Source organism: Pseudomonas sp. GP01-A4 (genome assembly GCF_058780865.1).
In genome coordinates this window covers 48,624-68,342 of sequence record NZ_JBYSWF010000036.1, presented here as the reverse complement: position 1 = coordinate 68,342, position 19,719 = coordinate 48,624, and the positions used below count along the sequence as shown (strand labels likewise).

Below are 19,719 nucleotides of genomic sequence, written 5' to 3'. Positions count from 1 at the left end.
CCCCAGAAACCCCTGGGCCCCCACGTGCGCCGGGGTTTCTGGGGGGGGCCCGTAGCAAGAGCACGGCGGCCTGAAAGCCGACCTGCAGGTTAGAAACCAGAGCAGAAGCAGAGCGGCTTTTCTGTAGGCGCTGGCTTGCCTGCGATGCAGACAACTCGGTACATCAGACACACCTGGGCGATGCCATCGCTGGCAAGCCAGCTCCCACATTTGACCGTGCCCGCTTTAGCTTTTGATTTGGCTTCTAACACTCAAGCCGGCCTGCAGGCCGCTGTGCTGTAGTGAGCCCCAATATCTGCGTCAATCTGCGTCTCTTTTACCCAAGGTGCGAAATTGAGCCCACCCCGCACCAAGCGAATACTCCAAGCCTGATCCCGGCCCAGACGCCGCGCATTCGCTGGAGTATCGAGTGAAATTCACAGGTGGCCAAATCATCGCCAAGGCACTCAAGGCCAACAGTGTCGACTACGTAGCCGGGCCCCCGGGCGACGGCGCCCGGGCCCTGGTGGAAGCGCTGCTGACCCCGGGCACCGACATCCCCTTCATCCACGTCATCCAGGCCCACAGCGCCGTGCACCTCGCCGACGGCTACTACCGTGCGTGCGGTCGCCCCATGGCCGTCGTACTCACGGGCCCCCTGGGCATCCCCTCAGCCCTGGGAGCCCTCGCCACCGCGCACCAGGACGCCTGCGCGCTGCTGGTCATCAGTAACGCCCAGCCCGAAACGATAGCCGCCAACGTCATGAAAGATCACGCGACGGTTTCGACACTACAACAGCTACCCCAAGCCCTGCGCCAAGCCTTCGACACCATGCTGAGCGCCCATCCCGGCCCCGTCAGCCTGTCCATTGACGACGCCCTCCAAGGCGCCTCCACCAACGCCAGCCTGCCACCCGCTACCCTGCGTGCAGAACCCCAACCCACCCCGCGAAAAATCAGCGTACTGCGCGAAGGCCGCGCCTCACCCTCCGTGCTGGAAAACGACGCCATCCTCGTCTTCGGTAGCGGCCCCACCCAGCCCATGGCCCGCAAGATGTTCCCGGTGCATTACCCCGGCAGGCACTTGTGCGCCGGCAACCCCGCCACCCTCGGCTGGGCCGTCCCGGCGGCGATCGGCGCCAAGCTCGCCATGCCCGCCCGCCAGGTGGTCTGTGCGGTGGGCAGCCGGGATTTCCTGCAGTCGATGCAAGAGATGGCCGTGTGCGTGATGCACAGCATTCCGGTGGTATTCCTGGTCTTCAACAGCAGCGGTGACGAAGCCCTGGGCGACGTACAGACGTCGCCCATCGAGCAGCACCGGGCCGGTGAATTCAACCTGCCGGATGGCAAACCCTATGCCCCGGACTTCGCCGGCATCGCCCGAAACCTCGGCCTTGAAGCCTGGCGCGTGGAACACGCGTCACAACTCAACGCGACCCTCGTCAAAGCCCTCAACAGCAAGGGCCCGTCGCTGGTTGAAATGATGACGGCACGCCAGCCCCTGCAGGTCCCTCAGTCCTGACCGCCCCAGACGATGGTGGCGTTGTCGCCGGTCATGTATTCACGTACGTCCAGCGGGATCGACTGGTCGCTGGGCAACAGCACCGTTGCATTGCGCAAGTGATGCTTGCGGATCTTGCCCTTGTCCACCAGTCCCAGCGCCATGCGCGTGGAGAAGGGCTGGCGGAACGAGGACGACGCCACACCCGTCACCAACCCATAGAGAAAACGGATCGGCCGACGATGCTGCGGCGTCAGGATCGAGAACGTCATTTCGTTACGTTGCTTGCCTTCGAAATCCACCATGAACAGGCGATCGCCCAGCAGCAGGCAGAACCCGTGGTAGGTGAATGAATACCCGATCTTGCCGCTGCCATCGCGCAGCGGAAAGCGCTCGACGGTGACGTACTGCACCATCGAGTCGGCGCGGTACAGGCAGGTGACCGAACGCAGGATCCGGCCCTTGTAGATCGATGAATTGTGGTAGCGGTAATACACCCCCAGATAGTCTTCGAGCACGTCAGCCGACTGCTTGGCCAGCGGCAGGAAATGATTGAACTGCTCCGAAGCCCGCAAGCCGGTCGGCAGTTCGTTTTCATAGCCTTCATAGAACTTCTTGAACTCGGCGGGCGGGCGGAAGAGGTCTTCGGCTTCCATCATGAAATAGCGGCCGATCTTTTGCAGAATCTTCTGCGACGGCACGTGCTGGCCCACCAGGTACTTGTTGAACTGCTGGCGGTTCACATCAACTTTGCGGCACATGTCGGCCACCGACCGGCAGGACTCCACCAGCGTGCTCAGATTCTTTTGCACATTGGCCTGCAAGTCGCTGCGCGCCTGCTGTCGCTCGGGGTGGGAGGTGGCGGCGGCTAATGACAGGGGCGATGAGTCCGGGCGGCTGGGCATTATTATCTCGATGTACTTGGCTGGTTAAGGCGCCAGTTATTAAGTTATAGCGCGGTTATCGAATAACCTTGGGCATAACCGTAATAACCGTTTAAGCGTTTGAAACTTCCGATCATTACCAAAGCATCTTTCATGCCGTTTGTTTAAGTTCAAACATGAAGTTTGAGCATAACTGAATGCGTCAGATTGTAAGCGCTTTTGCTGAAGGTTCGGCGCCAGTGCGTTGTGGTTTTCACGGGTCAATCGTGACGGTGGCGGTCCGCCCAGTAACACATTCGATAGCGACGGGTAACACCCCGTGCTGCGCAGGAGTGCTTCAGTCCGCGTCAGGTATCGCCAAGGGTGCGAAATGGTGGAAACACCGGTCACCCCTGATACTCGGGCCAATGCTTTTTGCGGAGGATTGGGCGATGGCAAGGTTGACCGGCGACATTCCCGGAAAGAGGCGACTCAAGGTCGGCATGGTCGGCGGCGGGCAGGGCGCTTACTTCGCCAGTTACCACCGCGCAGCGATGCGCCTGTGTAATCGCTTCGATATCGTCGCCGGCGCATTCTCTGCCGACGCGGATAAATGCCGCGAGGCGGGCGCAGCGCTCACTATTGAACCCGAACGTATCTACTTGTCGTTCGAGGACATGGCGGCCGCCGAGTCTCGCCGCCCCGACCCGATCGAGGCGGTGGTTATCGTGACGCCCAACCACTTGCACTTCGAACCGTGCCGGTTGTTCCTGGAGGCGGGCATCCCGGTGATCTGCGACAAGCCCCTGGTCAACCACCCTGACGAAGCCCGTGAGTTGGCGAGCCTTGCCGAGCGCCATGGGACATTTTTTGCGCTGACCTACACCTACCAGGGCTACCCGATGGTCAGGGACGCCCGCAGTCGCATCCAGGCCGGCGAGCTGGGTGAGCTGCGCTTCCTGTACGTCGAATACCTGCTGGAGTGGCTAGCCCCCGGCGTGTCCGGCTTGAGCAATAGCCTGGCGTGGCGCGGTGACCCGCAAAAGGCCGGCCCCACCGGCGCGCTGGGAGACGTCGGCACCCACGCCTTCAACCTGTTGGAGTTTCTGTCCGGGCAGCGCTGCACCCAGCTCAACGCCAAGTTGACCAGCGTGGTGCCGGGTTGGGGCCTGGACGATACCTGCGTGGTGCAACTGGAATTCGACGGCGGCGTGGATGGATTGTTGTGGGCCAGTTTCGCCGCGCCAGGGCATCGCAATGGCTTGCGCTTCAAGATCGTCGGCAGCCTGGCTTCGCTCGAATGGTGCCAGGAGTCACCGGAAACCCTGTTGTTCACGCCCACTGACGGTGCAGACCGCATCTATCGGCGAGGCCAGTCCGACAACAGGCCGCAGACGCTGATGTTCACCAGCTTGCCGGCGGGCAATACCGAAGGTTATCTGGAAGCGCTGGCCGTGCTGTACGCCGACTTCGCCGAGGCCCTGGACGCCGGGGCGCAATGGCGCACAGCGACCAGCGTCCCGTTGCCGGATATTCACGAAGGCGTGCGCGGGGTGTTGTTGTCCCAGGCCAGCCTCGAATCCCACCAGCAGCGGGCCTGGGTGCCTTTCCCGCGGTAATTGATTTCATGCGTGGCACCGCTGCGCATCCAACGACTCACCCAAACGCTGTTGAGGAAAAACAATGTCAAGCGAACTGCATCGCGCCGCGTATTCGGTACTGCTTCCCGCATTCGGGGATTTGCACCTGGACGACAATGTGCGCCGTTACCTGAGCCGTGGTGGTGTATCCCTGTTGCTTGGGGAAACCCGGGATGAATACGTGGGCCGAGGCATGAGCCCGGCGCGCAAGGCGGGCGAGTCCAAAGCCGATTTCATCAGTATCGTCAAGGAAGCCACGGCGCTGGCGGGCTCTGCGGTGCTGATCGCGGTAGACCAGGAACTCGGCGGAATCGAACGCCTGCACCAACTGGTCCCGGCGGTCGCCACCCGGGCGCAGCTCCAGGACCTCGGCGCCGAGGACCTCGAGCAACGTTGCTTCGAGATGGCCGCCGCGGCCCGCGGGCTGGGCGTGAATCTGTTCCTGGCGCCCATCGTGGACGTGGTCACCGGCGTCAATCCATGGCTGCACAACCGGCACCTGGGCGCGGATCCAGTGGAAGTCAGCCGAGTGTCCTGCGCGTTTATCCGCGGGGTGCAGCGCGCGGGTGTGATCGCCACTGCCAAGCACTTCCCCGGGCACTACATCACCGAGCACGATCCGGCCATTGCCGAAGCCACCGTGCCGGGGCCGCTGGAATTGCTGCATGACAATCTTGAAGTGTTCAAGCAGGTCATCGCCACCGGCGTAAAAGCCGTCATGCCTGGCCCGGCGGTGTTTCCTGCGATTGATGCGCAGCAGTCGGCGTCCACCTCGTCGAAGGTCATCGGCGTACTGCGTGACACCCTCGGCTTCGAAGGCCTGATCATTTCCGATGACCTGGACGCCGTGTCGATCCTGCGCGGCAACACCATCCCCGATACCGCCGTAGCCTCCCTGGTGGCCGGTGCGCACCTGTTGCTGGTGTCCAGCGAGTCAGGCCTGGACAGCATCGCCGAGGCGATTGTCGCCGCCGTCCATGAAGGCACCCTGGACCGCCAGGTTCTGTTGGACGCCGCTGCCAAGGTCCGTCAACTGGCAATCGCCACCCAGGAAACCAGCCATGAGCGCGAATGACCGCAAGGCCTACGGCGTACTGTTCCCGGTATTGCTGGACGTGCAGATGACGGATGACGTGCGTCGGTTCCTCGGCAATGGCGGGCGCAGCCTGTTGTTTGGCGAGACGGGAGAGGAATACGTCAGCGGAAAAATGAGCGCCAGCCGCCTGCAAACCGAAACCCTGGACATCTGGCAGCGTTTTACCGGCACGGCCACCGAACTGGGTGGGCCGCTGCTGCTGGCAGCCGATGCCGACATCTCCGCCGTGCACCGCTTGCAAGGGGTGACCCCGGCGCTGCCGGAGCCCGATGTGGCCCGGGCGATGGATTGTGCGGCGCTGGAACAGGCGTGCTTCAAGGTCGCCACCGCCGCGCGGGCGACCGGGGTCAACCTGCTGCTGTCGCCGACGGCGGATGTGGTCGGCGGCCGTAATGTGTGGCTGGCGGGGCGCACGCTGTCGGGCGATGTCCACCAGACGGCGGCGATGGTCGGTGCGTATGTGCGCGGCGTGCGGCGGGCCGGGATGGCCAGCACCCTGAAGCACTTCCCCGGGCACCCGGTGCTGTTTCAGCAGCCGTCGACTGAAACGGCGGTGGTCAGCGAGTCCATGCAGCAACTGCGGGCCTTCTGGCCCGGGTTTCAGGCCGGGATCGACGCTGGCGCCGATGCGGTGATGATGGGCCCGGCGATATTCGCCGCATGCACACCGCCCACGGCAGCCTCGGTGTCGCCTGAATTGATCGGCGTGTTGCGCCAGGAGTTGGGCTTCAAGGGGCTGGTGATGACCATCGACCTCGATCACCGCTCAACCATCGGCCAGATGTCCCTCGGCGAGGTCGCAGTGGCCGCGCTGAATGCCGGGGCCGACTTATTACTGATTTCCGCAAAGGCTATGCCCCACGTACCGCAGATCGTTCGGGCGATTGTCGCCGCCGTCGCCGAGGGCCTCTTGCCCCAAGCGCGGCTGGACGCCGCGGCGTTGGCCGTTGGTGCCTTGGCTGATCGCTGTTCAACCGTAGGAGCGCCATATGGCAACCCAAAATAACGTCCTCGCCCTGCATTCCACCGTTGCGAAACACTCGACCCTGGCGATGGATATCGACATCGCCCGGACGCTGGGTTTTGACGCGCTGGAGATCAACAGCGGCAAGCTGGAGGCGTATCTGCAGGCCGGCTATACCGAGTCAGAGCTTCAAGCACTGCTCAACGACGTGCCTGTCACCGGCATCGGCTACCTGCGGGATATCGAACGCCAGGGTGACGAGCGTGACGACCTGTTCAATGAAGCCCGGCGGCTATTTGAGCTGGCCAATCTGGTGGGCGCCAAAGGCGTGCAAGTCCTCACCGGTCCGATCAATGTACAGGCGGTGATTGATTTTCAGGCGATCGGCAAGAGCCTGCATTACTCAGGCTTGCTGGGCATGGATCAGGCCGAACAATACGCCCGCACGGCAAGCAACCTGGCGGAGTTGGCCGATGTGGCCAGGCAATACGGTCTGCTGCTCTACCTCGAAGCCTTGTCCTGGACGCCACTCAACACCCTGGATCACCAACTGCAGCTGATTGAACGCACCGGGCGCAGCAACGTGAAGATGGTGATCGACTATTGGCATTGCTTTACCAGCGGCGTGACCCCTGCGGACGTCGCCCGGCTCGACAAGGACGTGATCTACGGCGTGCATGTCTGCGACTCACTGGCCTTCGAAGGCGGTATTCCGAATGAGGAAGTGCTGCGCGATGTGCCCACCGGCAGCGGCGTGCTCGACCTGGTCGAGTGGACCGCCGCGGTAAAGGCCACCGGTTACGCCGGGTGGTGGAGTTGTGAGTTGTTCTGCAAAAAACAGCAGCAGCAAAACAGCTACGCCGTCGCCCAACAATTGAAGACGCTGTTAACCGGCCTGGTCGGTTGATAACGCGCGTTTCGACACTGGCTGAATACTAAAAAGATCTGAGGTTGTCATGGTGGATTTCATCGTAATCGGGGGCGGCTCCACGGGCTGCACAGTCGCATCGCGCCTGAGTGAGGATGCGGGAGCGTCGGTGGTGCTGTTCGAGGAAGGCCCGCGGGATCGCAGCCCTTACATCCATATTCCCGGCGCCTACTACAAGACCGCCCAGGGCCCGCTGCTCAAGCGTTATGCGTGGGAGCCGACCGAGGACCAGCACCGCAGCGAAACGCCGACCATGGTCCAGGCCAGCGTGCTCGGGGGCGGCAGCTCGGTGAATGCGATGATTTATATCCGTGGCGTACCCGCCGACTACGACGGTTGGGCCGAACAGGGCGCCGCCGGGTGGTCGTATAAAGACGTGTTGCCGTACTTCAAAAAGGCCGAGGACAACGAGCGGTTCTGCAACGAGGTGCACGGTGTCGGCGGGCCGTTGGGGGTGTCGGACCCGATCAATATCCACCCCTTGACCAAAGTCTGGCTGCGGGCCTGCCAGCAGTTTGGATTGCCCTATAACGAAGACTTCAACTCGGGCCAGCCCGAGGGCTGCGGGCTGTACCAGATCACCGCCAAAAACGGCTTTCGCAGCAGTGCCGCCGTGGCCTACCTTGCGCCGGCCAAGTCGCGCAAGAACCTGACGGTGAAGACCGGCTGCCGGGTGCTGCGTATCCTGATGCAGGGCAACAAGGCCGTCGGCATCGAATACCTGGAGAAGGGCGTGCGTCAGGTGATGCACGCCGACAAGGAAATCATCCTGTCCTCCGGCGCCATCAACTCACCCCGGTTGCTGATGTTGTCGGGGATCGGGCCCGCTGAGCAGCTGGAAAAACACGGGATCAAAGTGGTTCAGGATTTGCCCGGTGTGGGGCAGAACCTGCAGGACCATATCGAAATTTCACTGGTGTATGAGCTGACCGGCCCCCACAGCTACGACAAGTACAAAAAACCGTGGTGGAAGCTTATGGCGGGGTTGCAGTACGCGTTGTTCCGGCAAGGCCCGGCGGCGTCCAACCTGATTGAAGGCGGGGCGTTCTGGTGGGGCGACAAGACGGCGGTGCACCCGGATATCCAGTATTTCATGGTGGTGGGCGCGGGCATCGAAGAGGGTGTGGATTCGGTGCCCGGCGGCAATGGCTGCACGTTGAACCTGGGGCAGATACGGCCAAGGTCCAGGGGCTATGTGGAGCTTTACTCCGCCGACCCGATGTCCCCGCCGCGCATCGTGCCCAACTACTTTTCCGATCCGTACGACATTGAAAGCCTGGTGGACGGTTGCCTGGTGGGCGAACAGATCATGGCCCAGGCGGCCTTCAAACCCTACGTGGCTCGTCGGCATGTGCCGGAACCCACCGTGCGCTCGCGCGAAGCGATGAAGCAGTTCTGTCACGAGGAAGCCCACGCCGCACTGCATCCATCCGGCACCTGTCGCATGGGTGTGGATGAGCGGGCGGTGGTGGGGCCGGACCTCAAGGTGCATGGCATCGAAGGGCTGCGGGTGGCCGATGCGTCGATCATGCCGACCCTGATTTCAGGCAACCCCAACTCGGTGTGCATCATGATCGGCGAAAAAGCTGCCGACATGATCCGGACCGCCCGATAGAGTTGCCCGGGCGGTAACACCAGCCTCTTTTTGGGGCAGGCTCAGGCGCCGATCAACCACAGCGCGAAACAGCTGCCGAGGGCCAGCAGCCCAAGGGCGATGCCAAGCTTTGCCTGCAGTTCAAGGGGCATTGCCCTAGGGGCCGGATGTTTGTCCATGGAATCAACGGACTGTACGCGGCCGTTGATCATCTGAGCGGTTGCAAAGAACAAACTGTGCATGGCATGTGCCTCGTGGGTCGTTTCTGCTCAAGTCGAGGCCGATATCGGCCGCCTGCTGGTCAAGAGCAAGCTCCATGCCATTGCCCCAACCTCAACGACGCCCCGTCCGTGTACTCACATCCACCCACACCGCCAGCACCAGGATGCTGCCCTTGACGATCATCTGCCAGTAGCTGTCCACGTCGAGCATCGACATGCCGTTGTCCAGGCTGCTGATCACCAGTGCGCCGAGCAGGGCGCCGTACACCGTGCCCGAACCGCCGCGCATTGAAGTACCGCCGATAAAGCATGCCGCGATAGCATCCAGTTCGCCCATGTTGCCCGCCGAAGGTGAACCCGCCGCCAGGCGCGCGGTGTTGACCAGCCCGGCGAGGGCGCACATCACGCCCATGATCCCGAAGATCCACAGCTTGACCGCCTGCACGTTGATCCCCGACAGGCGCGTGGCTTCCATGTTGCTGCCCACCGAGTAGATGCGCCGGCCAAAGACGGTCTGGCTGGTGACGTAACTGAACACCCCCAGCAGCACCAGCAGAAGCAGCACCGGCACGGGAATGCCGTCGTAGCTGTTGAGGGTGTAGACGAAGCCGGCCAGCACGAAACCGATCAACACCACGCGCACGCTGTCGCGCAGCATCGACGGCAGCGCCAAGCCGTGCAGGGCGCGGTTGTGGCGTTGGCGCCAGGTCAGGAATACCGTCAGCCCGAACAGCAACACGCCGAGGATCACACCCACCACCGTCGGCAGGTAGCCCTGGCCGATGTACACCAGTTGTGGCGAAACCGGTGCAATCGTGGTGCCGCCGGTAATGCCCAGCAGCACCCCGCGAAACGCGAGCATGCCGCCCAGGCCGACGATGAAGGAGGGGATGCGCAGGTACGCGGTCATGTAGCCGTTGCCCAGGCCAATCAGCAAGCCACAGAGGGCGACGATGGCCAGGTTCAGCGGCAGGGGAATGTGATAAACCACATCTAGGATCGCCGCGACGCCGCCGAGCAAACCGAGCATCGAGCCCACCGACAGGTCGATCTCGCCGCTGATGATCACCAGCACCATGCCGCAGGCCAGGATGCCGGTAATGGACATCTGCCGCAGCAGGTTCGACAGGTTGCGCGGGGTCAGGAAACCGCCTTCGGTCTGCCAGCTGAAAAACACCCAGATCAGCACCACGGCGATCAACAGGGCGAGCATTTTGTAGCGGGTGAAGAGCTGTTTGACCTGGTTCATTTACGCGGACTTCCGATCATTATTATTGTCATGCCCGTTCGGTTGGCTGAGGGCGGCGGCGAGCACCTGTTCCTGGGTCAGGCCCTGGTTGATGAAGTCGCCGCGCAACTGGCCCTCGCCGATCACCAGCACCCGGTCGGAGACCCCCAGTACCTCGGCCAGCTCCGAAGACACCATGATGATCGACACGCCTTCGGCCGCCAGCGCGCCCATCAATTTGTAGATCTCATATTTGGCGCCCACGTCCACGCCACGGGTCGGTTCGTCGAGGATCAGCACCCGGGGTTTGGTCAGGAGCATCTTGGCCAATACGGCCTTCTGCTGGTTGCCGCCGGAGAGGCTGGTGATCGGCAGGAACGGGTTCGCCGTCTTCAGGTGCATGCGCTTGATTTCCTGTTCGACGCTGCCCAGTTCCGCCTCGGCATCGATGCGCGTCAGGTGCGAGAAACGGTCCAGCACCGCCAGGGTAATGTTTTGCCCAACGCCCAGGTCCGGGACGATGCCCTGGCGCTTGCGGTCTTCCGGGACCATGCACAGCCCGGCGCGAATCGACTTCAGCGGCGTGCGTGTATCAATCGGTTTGCCATCCAGCCATACCTCGCCTTGGTAGCGCCCGGGGTAGCTGCCGAACAGCGCCGACACCAGTTCCGTGCGGCCGGCGCCCACCAGCCCGGCGATGCCGAGGATTTCGCCACGGCGCAGGCTGAACGAAACATTGTCCACCCGCTTGCGGCTCGGGTTATCGACGTCGTAGCAGGTGATGTTGCGCGCCTCGAACAGCACCTCGCCGACCGCATGGGGTTCGGTGGGGTAGAGGTTGCTCATCTCACGGCCGACCATCTGCGTGATGATGCGCGATACGTCCATCTCGGCCATGGCCGTGGTCGCGATGTGTTTGCCGTCGCGGATCACCGCGATGGTGTCGCAGATGGCCGAGACCTCATCGAGCTTGTGGGAGATGTACACGCAGGCGACGCCCTTTGCCTTGAGCCCACGGATGATGTCCAGCAGCACCTCGATTTCCGAGCGGGTCAGCGCCGAGGAGGGTTCGTCGAGGATCAGCAGGCGCGCCTGCTTGTTCAGGGCCTTGGCGATTTCCACCAGTTGCTGGTAGCCGCCGCCGTATTGCGAAACGGGCAGGGCGACGTTCATGTCCGGTACTTTCAGCTCGCGCATCAGGGCTTCGGCACGGTGCATCATGGCGGGGTAGTTCATGCGCCCGCCGGGCAGTGTCAGCTCGTGGCCCATGAAGATGTTTTCGGCCACCGAGAGGTCGGGTACCAGGGTCAGTTCCTGATGGATGATCACGATGCCGCAGGCTTCGGTTTCGGCGATGGAGTGGGCGCGCAACGGCTGGCCGTCCCAAAGGATTTCGCCGTCCCAGGTGCCATGGGGATACACCGCCGACAGCACTTTCATCAGGGTCGATTTGCCGGCGCCGTTCTCGCCGCACAACCCTACGCATTCCCCGGGTTTTACCTTGATGTCGATGCCATTCAGGGCTTTGACGCCACCGAAGGTCTTGACGATGTTGTTCATTTCCAGCAGGTAGTCGGACATGGCGGGCACTCATTCCACAGCGAAAAGGCAGGAGCGGCCTCAAACCGCCCCTGCAGTGAGCCGTACGCTTACTGCCCGGCGATTTGCGCTTTGGTGTAGAACCCGTCTTCTTCCAGCACGTTGACGTTGTCCTTGGTCAACGCGGTCGGCTTGAGCAGGATGCTCGACACCTGCTTGCTGCCGTTGTCGTACTGCGAGTTGTAGGCCGGTTTCTCGTCACGCACCAGTTGCACCGAGAGCTTGGCCGCCTCGGACGCCAGCAGCTTCAGGGGCTTGTAGACGGTCATGGTCTGGGTGCCGGCGATCACGCGCTTGATCGCGGCGAGGTCGGCATCCTGGCCCGAGACCGGCACCTTGCCCGCGAGTTTTTGTGCCGCCAGGGCCTGGATCGCGCCGCCGGCGGTGGCGTCGTTGGAGGCGACGATGCCGTCGATCTTGTTGCTGTTGGCGGTCAGGGCGTTTTCGACAATGCTCAGGGCTTCGGTGGGGTTCCATTCCTTGACCCATTGCTGGCCGACAATCTTGATGTCGCCCTTGTCGATCGAAGGCTGCAGCACCTTCATCTGGCCCTGGCGCAGGATCTTCGCGTTGTTGTCGGTAGGTGCGCCGCCCAGCAGGAAGTAATTGCCTTTAGGCTGCGCGTTCAACACGCCCTGGGCCTGCATCTCGCCGACCTTTTCGTTATCGAAGGAGATGTAGGCGTCGATATCGGCATTCAAAATCAGCCGGTCGTAGGACAGCACTTTCACCCCGGCTTTCTTGGCCTCGGCCACCACGTTGTTCAGCACCGTGGCATTGAACGGCACGATCACAATCACGTCGACGCCCCGGGAGATCAGGTTTTCAATCTGCGAGATCTGCCGCTGTTCGTTGGCGTCCGCCGACTGCACATAGACCTTGGCCCCCAGTTGCTCGGCGGCGGCGGTGAAATAATCGCGGTCGCGGGCCCAGCGTTCAAGGCGCAGGTCGTCGATGGAAAAGCCGATTTTCGGATGGGCCGCGTCGGCCATGACCGAATTGGAAAGCAGTGCCAGAACGCTGGTGAGCAAGACAGTTTTCAGGTGTTTCATGATGGTGAGTCCCTTTTATTGTTGTTTAGACGCACTGCTGGACCTGGAGCGTAGCGGTCATGGGTAGATAAAGCGATTCACTACGCCTTCGAGCATCTCCTGGCGGCCACTCACAGCTTGTGGGTTCAGTTGGTGGCTGAAGGCATGCTCGGCCAGCGACGCCAGGCTGAAGTCGCCGCCAAGCACGGCACGCCCGAAGGATTGGTCCCAGCCGGCATAACGCTGGGCCTTGAACTGTTCGAGGGCGTCGTTCTGCACCATGGCGGCGGCACGTTCCAGGGACAGCGCCAGCACGTCCATTGCGGCCACGTGGCCATGGAACAGGTCCACTTCGTCGAGGCTTTGGCGGCGTACCTTGGAGTCGAAGTTGTAGCCACCTCCCTTGAAGCCACCGGCCTTGAGTACCTCGTAGGTGACCAGGGTCAGCTCCTCGACGCTGTTGGGGAACTGGTCGGTGTCCCAGCCGTTCTGCGGGTCGCCACGGTTGGCGTCGATGCTGCCGAAAATGCCCAGGGACGCGGCGGTGGCGATCTCATGGTGAAAGCTGTGGCCGGCGAGGGTGGCATGGTTGGCCTCGATGTTGACCTTGATCTCTTTCTCCAGGCCGAACTGATGCAGGAAGCCAAACACGGTGGCGCTGTCGTAGTCGTATTGGTGCTTGGTGGGCTCCTGTGGCTTGGGCTCGATAAACAGCTCGCCGGTGAAGCCGATCTTGTATTTGTGCTCGACCACCATGCGCATGAACCGCCCGAGTTGCTCGCGCTCGCGCTTGAGGTCGGTATTGAGCAGGGTCTCGTAGCCTTCGCGGCCGCCCCACAACACATAGCTGGAGCCCTTGAGACGGTGGGTGGCATTCATCGCGCTGAACACCTGGGCCGCCGCATAGGCAAACACTTCCGGGTTCGGGTTACTGGCGGCGCCGGCGGCAAAGCGCGGGTTGCTGAAGCAGTTGGCAGTGCCCCACAGCAGCCGGATACCGGTCTGTTCCTGATGGCCTTCGAGCTGGTCGACCATCCGCGCAAAGTTGTCGCGGTACTCCGCCAGGCTTGCGCCTTCGGGAGCCACGTCGGTGTCGTGGAAGCTGTAGTAGTCGATGCCCAGCTTGGAGAAAAACTCGAACGCCGCTTCGGCCTTGCCGCGTGCCACTTGCAGGGCTTCCCCCGGTTGCTGCCAGGGCCGCTGGAAGGTGCCGGAGCCGAACATGTCACTGCCGGGCCAGACGAAGTTGTGCCAGTAACACGCGGCCATCCGCAGGTGCTCGCGCATCGGTTTGCCGAGGATCAGCTTGTTTGCATCGTAGTGCCGGAAGGCCAGGGGATAGTCGCTATCGGGGCCTTCATAGAGGATTTTTTCGACCGCAGGAAAGTAGGGCATCGCCAGATCCTTGTTGTTATGAGTGCACGTTAACCTTGCCTCGATACTAGCAACGGCCCCCGGCCAACCGATTATGAAAATCACCAGAGCGGGGTTCGATTTTGAGTGGTTTTACGCGCATAGTGGCTCGACATATCGCATGGAGCCGCCCCTGTGAAAACTGTCCCGCCTGTGCACCGGATTGCCCTGCTGTTCAATGGCAACAAGATCTACGATCGCGGCATCATCACCGGGATCGGCAACTACCTGAGCAGTACGCGGGTGTCGTGGGATCTGTTCCTGGAAGAGGACTTCGTCTGCCGGCTCAAGGGTATCGAGCGCTGGCATGGCGACGGGATCATTGCCGACTTCGACGACCCGGCGATGGGCCCCGCGTTGGCGGGTGTGCATGTGCCGGTGGTGGCGGTGGGCGGGTCTTATGAGGATGAGCGGGCTTACCCACGGCATACTCCGTATGTGGCCACTGACAATTTTGCTTTGATCAAGCTGGCCTATGAACACCTGATCGAAGCCGGGCTGACGCGCTTTGCCTGTTTCAGCCTGCCTGAAGCCGATATCAACCGTTGGGCCCAGGAGCGCGAAAAAGCCTTCCGCCGCCTGCTGGAGCGCGATGGCTTGCCGGTGGAGGTGTATCGCGGGCTCGGCACCAGCGCGCCGCTGTGGGACTCGGCGGTGGAACAACAAATTGCCTGGTTGCACAGCCTGCCCAAACCCATCGGCATCATCGCGGTCAGCGACGCCCGTGCCCGCCAGTTGCTGCAGGCCTGCCTCACCGCCGGCATCCCGGTGCCGGAGCAAGTGGCACTGATCGGCATCGACAACGACCCCTTGACCCGCACCCTGACCCGTGTACCGCTGAGCTCGGTGATCCAGGGCACTGAAAAAATGGGCCGCACCGCCGCGCGCCTGCTGCACCAGATGCTGCACGGCATGCCTTCGGCAGGCAGCCAGATCCTGGTGCCGCCGGAAGCGGTCAACGTGCAGACCTCAAGCCTGCACCAACCCCTCGGCCATCCCTACGTGATGCAGGCGCTGCATTTCATTCGCCAGTACGCCTGCCAGGGCATCAAGACTGCCCAGGTCGCCAACTACGTCGGCGTGTCGCGGTCGTCCCTGGAAGCGCATTTTCGCAGTGAACTGAACCGCAGCGTCCACGATGAAATCCTGCGCTTCAAACTCGCGGCTGCGGTTTCCAGCCTGGAAAATACCAGGGCCGCGATTGCGGATATTGCCTATGACTGCGGGTTCAAATCCGCCCAGTACCTGCACACGGTGTTCAAGCGCGAGTTCGGGTGTACGCCGAGGGAGTACCAGGTGGGGCAGGTCGAGCGCGATTCGAGCGATGTCATTTCTTTGTCGCCTTGAGTCCCTATTTTGTCCTGAGCTTCGCTCCAGAACTTCAAGGGATTGAATCGTCTTATGCCGACTCTTACACGCAGAACGTTGTTGCAAGCAGCTGCCATCGGATCCGCCTACACCCTGTTGCCCGACTCCATTCGCCAGGCCCTGGCGATCCCCGCCAACAACCGCACCGGCACCCTGATGGACGTCGAACATGTGGTGATCCTGATGCAGGAAAACCGCTCCTTCGATCACTACTTCGGCACCTTGCCGGGTGTGCGCGGGTTCAGTGACCGCTTCACCATTCCACTGCCGGGCGGGCACCGGGTGTGGGAGCAGCAGGGCGTTGGGCGGCGGATCCTGCCCTATCACCTGGACAGCTCCCGTGGCAACGCGCAGCGGGTCAGCGGCACGCCGCATTCCTGGGTCGACGAGCACGCCGCCTGGAGCAGCGGCCGGATGAACGCCTGGCCAACGTTCAAGACACCCACCTCGATGGGTTACTACCGTGAGCAGGAAGTGCCGTTCCAGTTCGCCCTGGCCAACACCTTTACCCTGTGCGACGCCTACCACTGTTCGGTACACGCAGGTACCAATCCCAATCGGCTGTTCCACTGGACCGGCACCAACGGCCCGACCGGTGCGAATGTGGCGGCGGTGGTCAACGAATGGGACGGCCCCGGAGCGGTGGGCGTGGGCTACACCTGGAAAACCTATCCCGAGCGCCTGGAAGAAGCGGGTGTGAGCTGGAAGGTTTACCAGTACCTGCCGGATAACTTTGGCGACAACCCCTTGGCCGGGTTTCGCCAGTTTCGTGCGGCCAGCGTCGCGGCCGGCAACCCCGCCGTGCCACCGAAAGACTTCAAGGATTTTGTGCCCTACAGCGATCAATTGAACGCCCGCGTGCCGTTGTACAAAGGCAATGGCAACACCCTGCCGGCGGTCAGCGGCAGCGACCTGGAATCGATCATCCAGGGCTTTCGCAAGGACGTGAACGACGGGCGCCTGCCACAGGTGAGTTGGCTGGTGGCGCCGGCCGATTACTCCGAACACCCCGGGCCTTCCAGCCCGGTGCAAGGCGGCTGGTTCACCCAGGAAATCCTCAAGGCACTGACCGCCAACCCGGACGTGTGGAGCAAGACCGTGCTGCTGGTCAACTACGATGAAAACGACGGTTTCTTCGACCACGTGCCGTCGCCGTCAGCCCCGTCCAAGCGCCTGGATGGCAGCTTTGCCGGAAAGTCCACGGTGAAGTTCGACAGCGAGATCTTCACCCACCCGGCACCGCCCGGCTCTAGCCAGCAACCCGCGCCGGACGGCGGGGTGTACGGGCCCGGGCCGCGAGTGCCAATGCTGGTGCTGTCGCCGTGGAGCCGTGGTGGCTGGGTCAATTCCCAGGCGTTTGATCACACCTCCGTGCTGCAATTTCTGGAGAAGCGTTTCCACGTGCGCGAACCCAATATCAGCGCCTGGCGCCGGGCGGTGTGCGGCGACCTCACCTCGGCCTTCAACTTCGTCAACCCCAACACCGAGACCCTGCCGCCGCTGCACACCATCAGCCGCCAGGCCGCCGACTCCCTGCGTCAACGCCAGGAGCAGCTGCCCCAGGTCGCCCTGCCGACGGTAGGCCAGCAACAGGCGCCGTTCCAGGCGCGAATGGCGCGGCCATCCCGGGCGCTGCCGTACCAGTTGAACGTTGAAGGCTCGGTTGACCGTCGCGCCAGTTCGGTGAGCCTGGACTTCTTCAACAATGGCGAACAGGGCGTGGTCTTCCACGTCTACGACCGCCTGCACCTGGACGAGGTACCGCGCCGCTACACGGTGGAAGCCGGCAAACACCTCAGTGACACCTGGCAAGTCGCGGGCGCCTACAAGCTCTGGCTGTTGGGGCCGAATGGGTTCCACCGTTCGTTCAAGGGGCACCTGCAGCGTCGCGAGCCGGAGTTATCCCTGGCGTATCACGGCGACACCTTGCTGCTGACCCTGGTCAACCCCGGCAAGCGTGCGGCCTCAATCACCATCGAGCGTTGCCCTTACACCAAGCAGGGGCCGTGGCTGCTGGAGATTGCGGGCGGCAGTACCGTGCAACGAACGTTCTCCTGCCAGCCGAATGGGGGCTGGTATGACTTCAAGCTACGTGACGAGCATGGCTGGGTGCGACGAGTGGCGGGGCGCATCGAGACGGGAGCGCACAGTATCAGTGATCCGTTGATGGGTAAGCGCGGGTAGGGGCTTGGTTCATAGGTGCGTGGTCTCGTTACGCTTGAAACGGAGTGCCAATACCTGCGTTGCCAAATAGGAACGCTGGGGTGTCGTTGCTGAACTTGTCACCGAGAATAGGTTCAGCACTTCACCTTGTAATTCCAATGAACCACAAAGGCTGCTTACGCTCGATTCCTGCGTTTGCGCTGCGGTGAGACTCACCGATTGCAGCGCTAGTCTGCTCGCAAGCGCGTTGATATCGGTGAAACCGGACACCTCAACATTACCCTCCGGTGTGGATAGCTGCCCACGGACGTGACCCGATCGCCGCTGGCTGGACGCGTACACAATCAGTTCAAGTGTCGTTCCGTTGTCAGCCACCCACGTACCGTTCAACGCGTCCTCAATCGGTAGCATCTCTAAGGGCTCCGCACCCGAATCATCGAGCGCCGCTGTATCCACTCGCCGATAAGTAAGCTTGTCAATGTAAGTTCCTTGTCCCGCAAGCCCGGGAAAGTCGCTGCTTGCTACCAACAAGTGCGATAACTGCAACCTGTCTCCTGCTGGTGTAACACTCATTTGCCCGTTCAGTCCTGAGCACCAATTCCAGCTCGGATCTGCTGGGTCATCGCCAGTGGAGTGCCATTCAATAGCCAATGTCACCGGCTGACTCAGAGCGGGAGACGCAGGGGTGCCCAGTTGAAAGCCTGTCACTTCGTACTTGCCTGTTGAGCCGGTCGAAGACTGATAGGTGCCGCGAATCCGATTGCCCGTCACTGCCAGGGTCATGACTGATCCATATTCATTTTTCCAGGTGCCTGCTACCGATTTTCGCCTGGTGGCAGGGACTTCAACCGCTGGGCCGGGGAGTATGACCTTTGTGTTCACCACCGGGCGAGGGCCGGCGTTGAATGAGCGTGACGAAGATCGGGTAATGATCTGGGGCCCATCCGGGCGATTGAACAGCCACATCCCAACCGGGGCGAGTGAGTAAACCTCCTGCCCGCATTGCACTACCTGGTATTCATAAACGGTGTAGCAATGCTCCATAACCAGTGATCCCACCAGCACAAGGTCAGGCAAGCCCAGCGGGGCAAACTGCGGGACGGTCTGCCCCTTTTGTGGGCCTTCTTCAACCAGCAGGTCGTACAGGTCAGCGCCCAGGGTGATTTCACCCTCGGCAAATCCCAACACAACATCAGGTCGTGCGCCACGAGCGATAAGCGCTAGGGTGCGCCCCATGATCTTGTCATCGCCCTTGAATTGCGAAGATCCAGAGTCCAGGGCAAAGCTTACGTTGTTCGCCAGCGTTTCACCGCCCACCGAGTAGGATTTCAGTTCGGTAGACCAGATGTATTCCACGCCCGGCAATCGGCTATAGAGGGACCAAGGGAGAAACAAACCTGGGCCCCGGGTTTTGGAGGTGTCGAAAGCACCCATCTGGCAGGTTCCGCTGCGATCGCTGGAGTTCCAGTCGAACGCTACGTAAGGATGCATCGGGTCGAGCCGACCACTACCGATCAAGTCCTGAAACAGAAATGAGCTTCGTCCTTCGATATAGGCGCTGCTGCACGGCAGGCCGATACCGCCGTCCCAATCCAGCTGCTTGAACTGGTCGCCGTCGTAGTTGGCTGCCAGAAACAACTTGATCGGCTGCACACTTCCTGTAGGAACGGTTAACACGTCCGAAGCGCTTTCAACCTGCATCGTGCCCCAGGGGCCAAAGCTATAGGGGCGTTGCAGGCAATCAGTAAATTCAAAGGTGCTGGAAGCCCGGTAGTCAAACCGGGCACCGGCGAAATGCGCGCATTTACCGGGTGGACAAAGTGTTGAAGTCACCCAACTGATATTGGTGCCTGAGTCGATTGCCAGCTTCAACGGTTGACCTGGACTGCCCAGTGCCATCGTTGAGTACCACGGCGATGCCCCGTTGTTCTGGAAGGGGCCCCGTTGCATAGGAAATACCAGCCCATTGGCCGGCGATTGTGTGTCCATGATGAATTCCGTTTCTGGGGTGATGTACAGCGACATCACACAGTAATAGAGCTTCCCGGTTGTTTGGGAAGCCGATGCCAACTGCATGCATTCAAACCGACTTGTCTCGAGGCTGATGTCGGGCAGCTTCTTGTTGTCTTGA

Annotated in this window: 15 protein-coding genes; 8 read left to right on the top strand and 7 right to left on the bottom strand. The window is 61.8% G+C overall.

Translation table 11 applies throughout. From position 1 onward, the window contains the following. Positions 1-409: 409 nt before the first annotated feature. Complete coding sequence (locus tag AC3WKX_RS20255; protein ID WP_102625816.1) at positions 410-1,501, top strand: thiamine pyrophosphate-dependent enzyme; 1,092 nt, start codon at positions 410-412, stop codon at positions 1,499-1,501. On the opposite strand, the gene AC3WKX_RS20250 is transcribed toward AC3WKX_RS20255, so the two are convergent. Continuing rightward, entirely contained in the window at positions 1,492-2,358 is an 867-nt protein-coding gene (locus AC3WKX_RS20250) for a helix-turn-helix transcriptional regulator (RefSeq protein ID WP_032899479.1), read from the bottom strand. The genes AC3WKX_RS20255 and AC3WKX_RS20250 overlap by 10 nt on opposite strands. Positions 2,359-2,795: 437 nt before the next feature. Here AC3WKX_RS20250 and AC3WKX_RS20245 point away from each other — a divergent pair, with 437 nt between their 5' ends. From AC3WKX_RS20245 to AC3WKX_RS20225, 5 genes are all read left to right on the top strand, one after another. Continuing rightward, the gene (locus AC3WKX_RS20245) at positions 2,796-3,962 is read left to right on the top strand and encodes a Gfo/Idh/MocA family protein (protein ID WP_102605570.1); all 1,167 of its coding nucleotides are present in this window, start codon (positions 2,796-2,798) and stop codon (positions 3,960-3,962) included. A 64-nt stretch (positions 3,963-4,026) separates the two neighbouring features. Continuing rightward, the gene (locus AC3WKX_RS20240; RefSeq protein ID WP_008436031.1) at positions 4,027-5,058 is read left to right on the top strand and encodes a glycoside hydrolase family 3 N-terminal domain-containing protein; all 1,032 of its coding nucleotides are present in this window, start codon (positions 4,027-4,029) and stop codon (positions 5,056-5,058) included. Continuing rightward, positions 5,045-6,085, top strand: a complete 1,041-nt coding sequence (locus AC3WKX_RS20235; protein ID WP_102605571.1) for a glycoside hydrolase family 3 N-terminal domain-containing protein — start codon at positions 5,045-5,047, stop codon at positions 6,083-6,085. Before AC3WKX_RS20240 ends, AC3WKX_RS20235 begins: the two co-directional genes overlap by 14 nt. Continuing rightward, entirely contained in the window at positions 6,069-6,950 is an 882-nt protein-coding gene (locus AC3WKX_RS20230) for a sugar phosphate isomerase/epimerase family protein (protein ID WP_102605572.1), read from the top strand. Before AC3WKX_RS20235 ends, AC3WKX_RS20230 begins: the two co-directional genes overlap by 17 nt. 49 nt (positions 6,951-6,999) lie before the next feature. Then, positions 7,000-8,586 carry a GMC family oxidoreductase gene (locus AC3WKX_RS20225; RefSeq protein ID WP_102605573.1) on the top strand — a complete coding sequence of 529 codons (1,587 nt, stop codon included), beginning with the start codon at positions 7,000-7,002 and terminating at the stop codon, positions 8,584-8,586. A 41-nt stretch (positions 8,587-8,627) separates the two neighbouring features. On the opposite strand, the gene AC3WKX_RS20220 is transcribed toward AC3WKX_RS20225, so the two are convergent. The 5 genes from AC3WKX_RS20220 to xylA form a co-directional block, all read right to left on the bottom strand. Beyond that, positions 8,628-8,807, bottom strand: a complete 180-nt coding sequence (locus AC3WKX_RS20220) for a hypothetical protein (RefSeq protein ID WP_102605574.1) — start codon at positions 8,805-8,807, stop codon at positions 8,628-8,630. A 91-nt stretch (positions 8,808-8,898) separates the two neighbouring features. Beyond that, positions 8,899-10,035, bottom strand: a complete 1,137-nt coding sequence (locus AC3WKX_RS20215) for a sugar ABC transporter permease (RefSeq protein ID WP_102605575.1) — start codon at positions 10,033-10,035, stop codon at positions 8,899-8,901. Further along, complete coding sequence (gene xylG, locus AC3WKX_RS20210) at positions 10,036-11,595, bottom strand: D-xylose ABC transporter ATP-binding protein (protein WP_087693041.1); 1,560 nt, start codon at positions 11,593-11,595, stop codon at positions 10,036-10,038. It abuts the gene before it with no gap. A gap of 68 nt (positions 11,596-11,663) precedes the next feature. Then, positions 11,664-12,665, bottom strand: a complete 1,002-nt coding sequence (xylF, locus tag AC3WKX_RS20205) for a D-xylose ABC transporter substrate-binding protein (protein WP_003219660.1) — start codon at positions 12,663-12,665, stop codon at positions 11,664-11,666. 57 nt (positions 12,666-12,722) lie between these two features. Then, entirely contained in the window at positions 12,723-14,039 is a 1,317-nt protein-coding gene (gene xylA / locus AC3WKX_RS20200) for a xylose isomerase (protein ID WP_102605576.1), read from the bottom strand. Positions 14,040-14,192: 153 nt separating this feature from the next. Between xylA and AC3WKX_RS20195 the strand changes: the two genes are divergently transcribed. Both AC3WKX_RS20195 and AC3WKX_RS20190 read left to right on the top strand, forming a co-directional pair. Then, a complete protein-coding gene (locus AC3WKX_RS20195) occupies positions 14,193-15,404 on the top strand; it encodes a XylR family transcriptional regulator (RefSeq protein WP_003219663.1) in 1,212 nt (403 codons plus the stop codon). 54 nt (positions 15,405-15,458) lie between these two features. Beyond that, on the top strand, positions 15,459-17,609 hold the full coding sequence (locus tag AC3WKX_RS20190) for a phosphocholine-specific phospholipase C (protein WP_102605577.1): 2,151 nt from the start codon (positions 15,459-15,461) through the stop codon (positions 17,607-17,609). A gap of 9 nt (positions 17,610-17,618) precedes the next feature. On the opposite strand, the gene AC3WKX_RS20185 is transcribed toward AC3WKX_RS20190, so the two are convergent. Next, entirely contained in the window at positions 17,619-19,664 is a 2,046-nt protein-coding gene (locus AC3WKX_RS20185; RefSeq protein WP_256579824.1) for an avidin/streptavidin family protein, read from the bottom strand. Positions 19,665-19,719 lie beyond the last annotated feature (55 nt).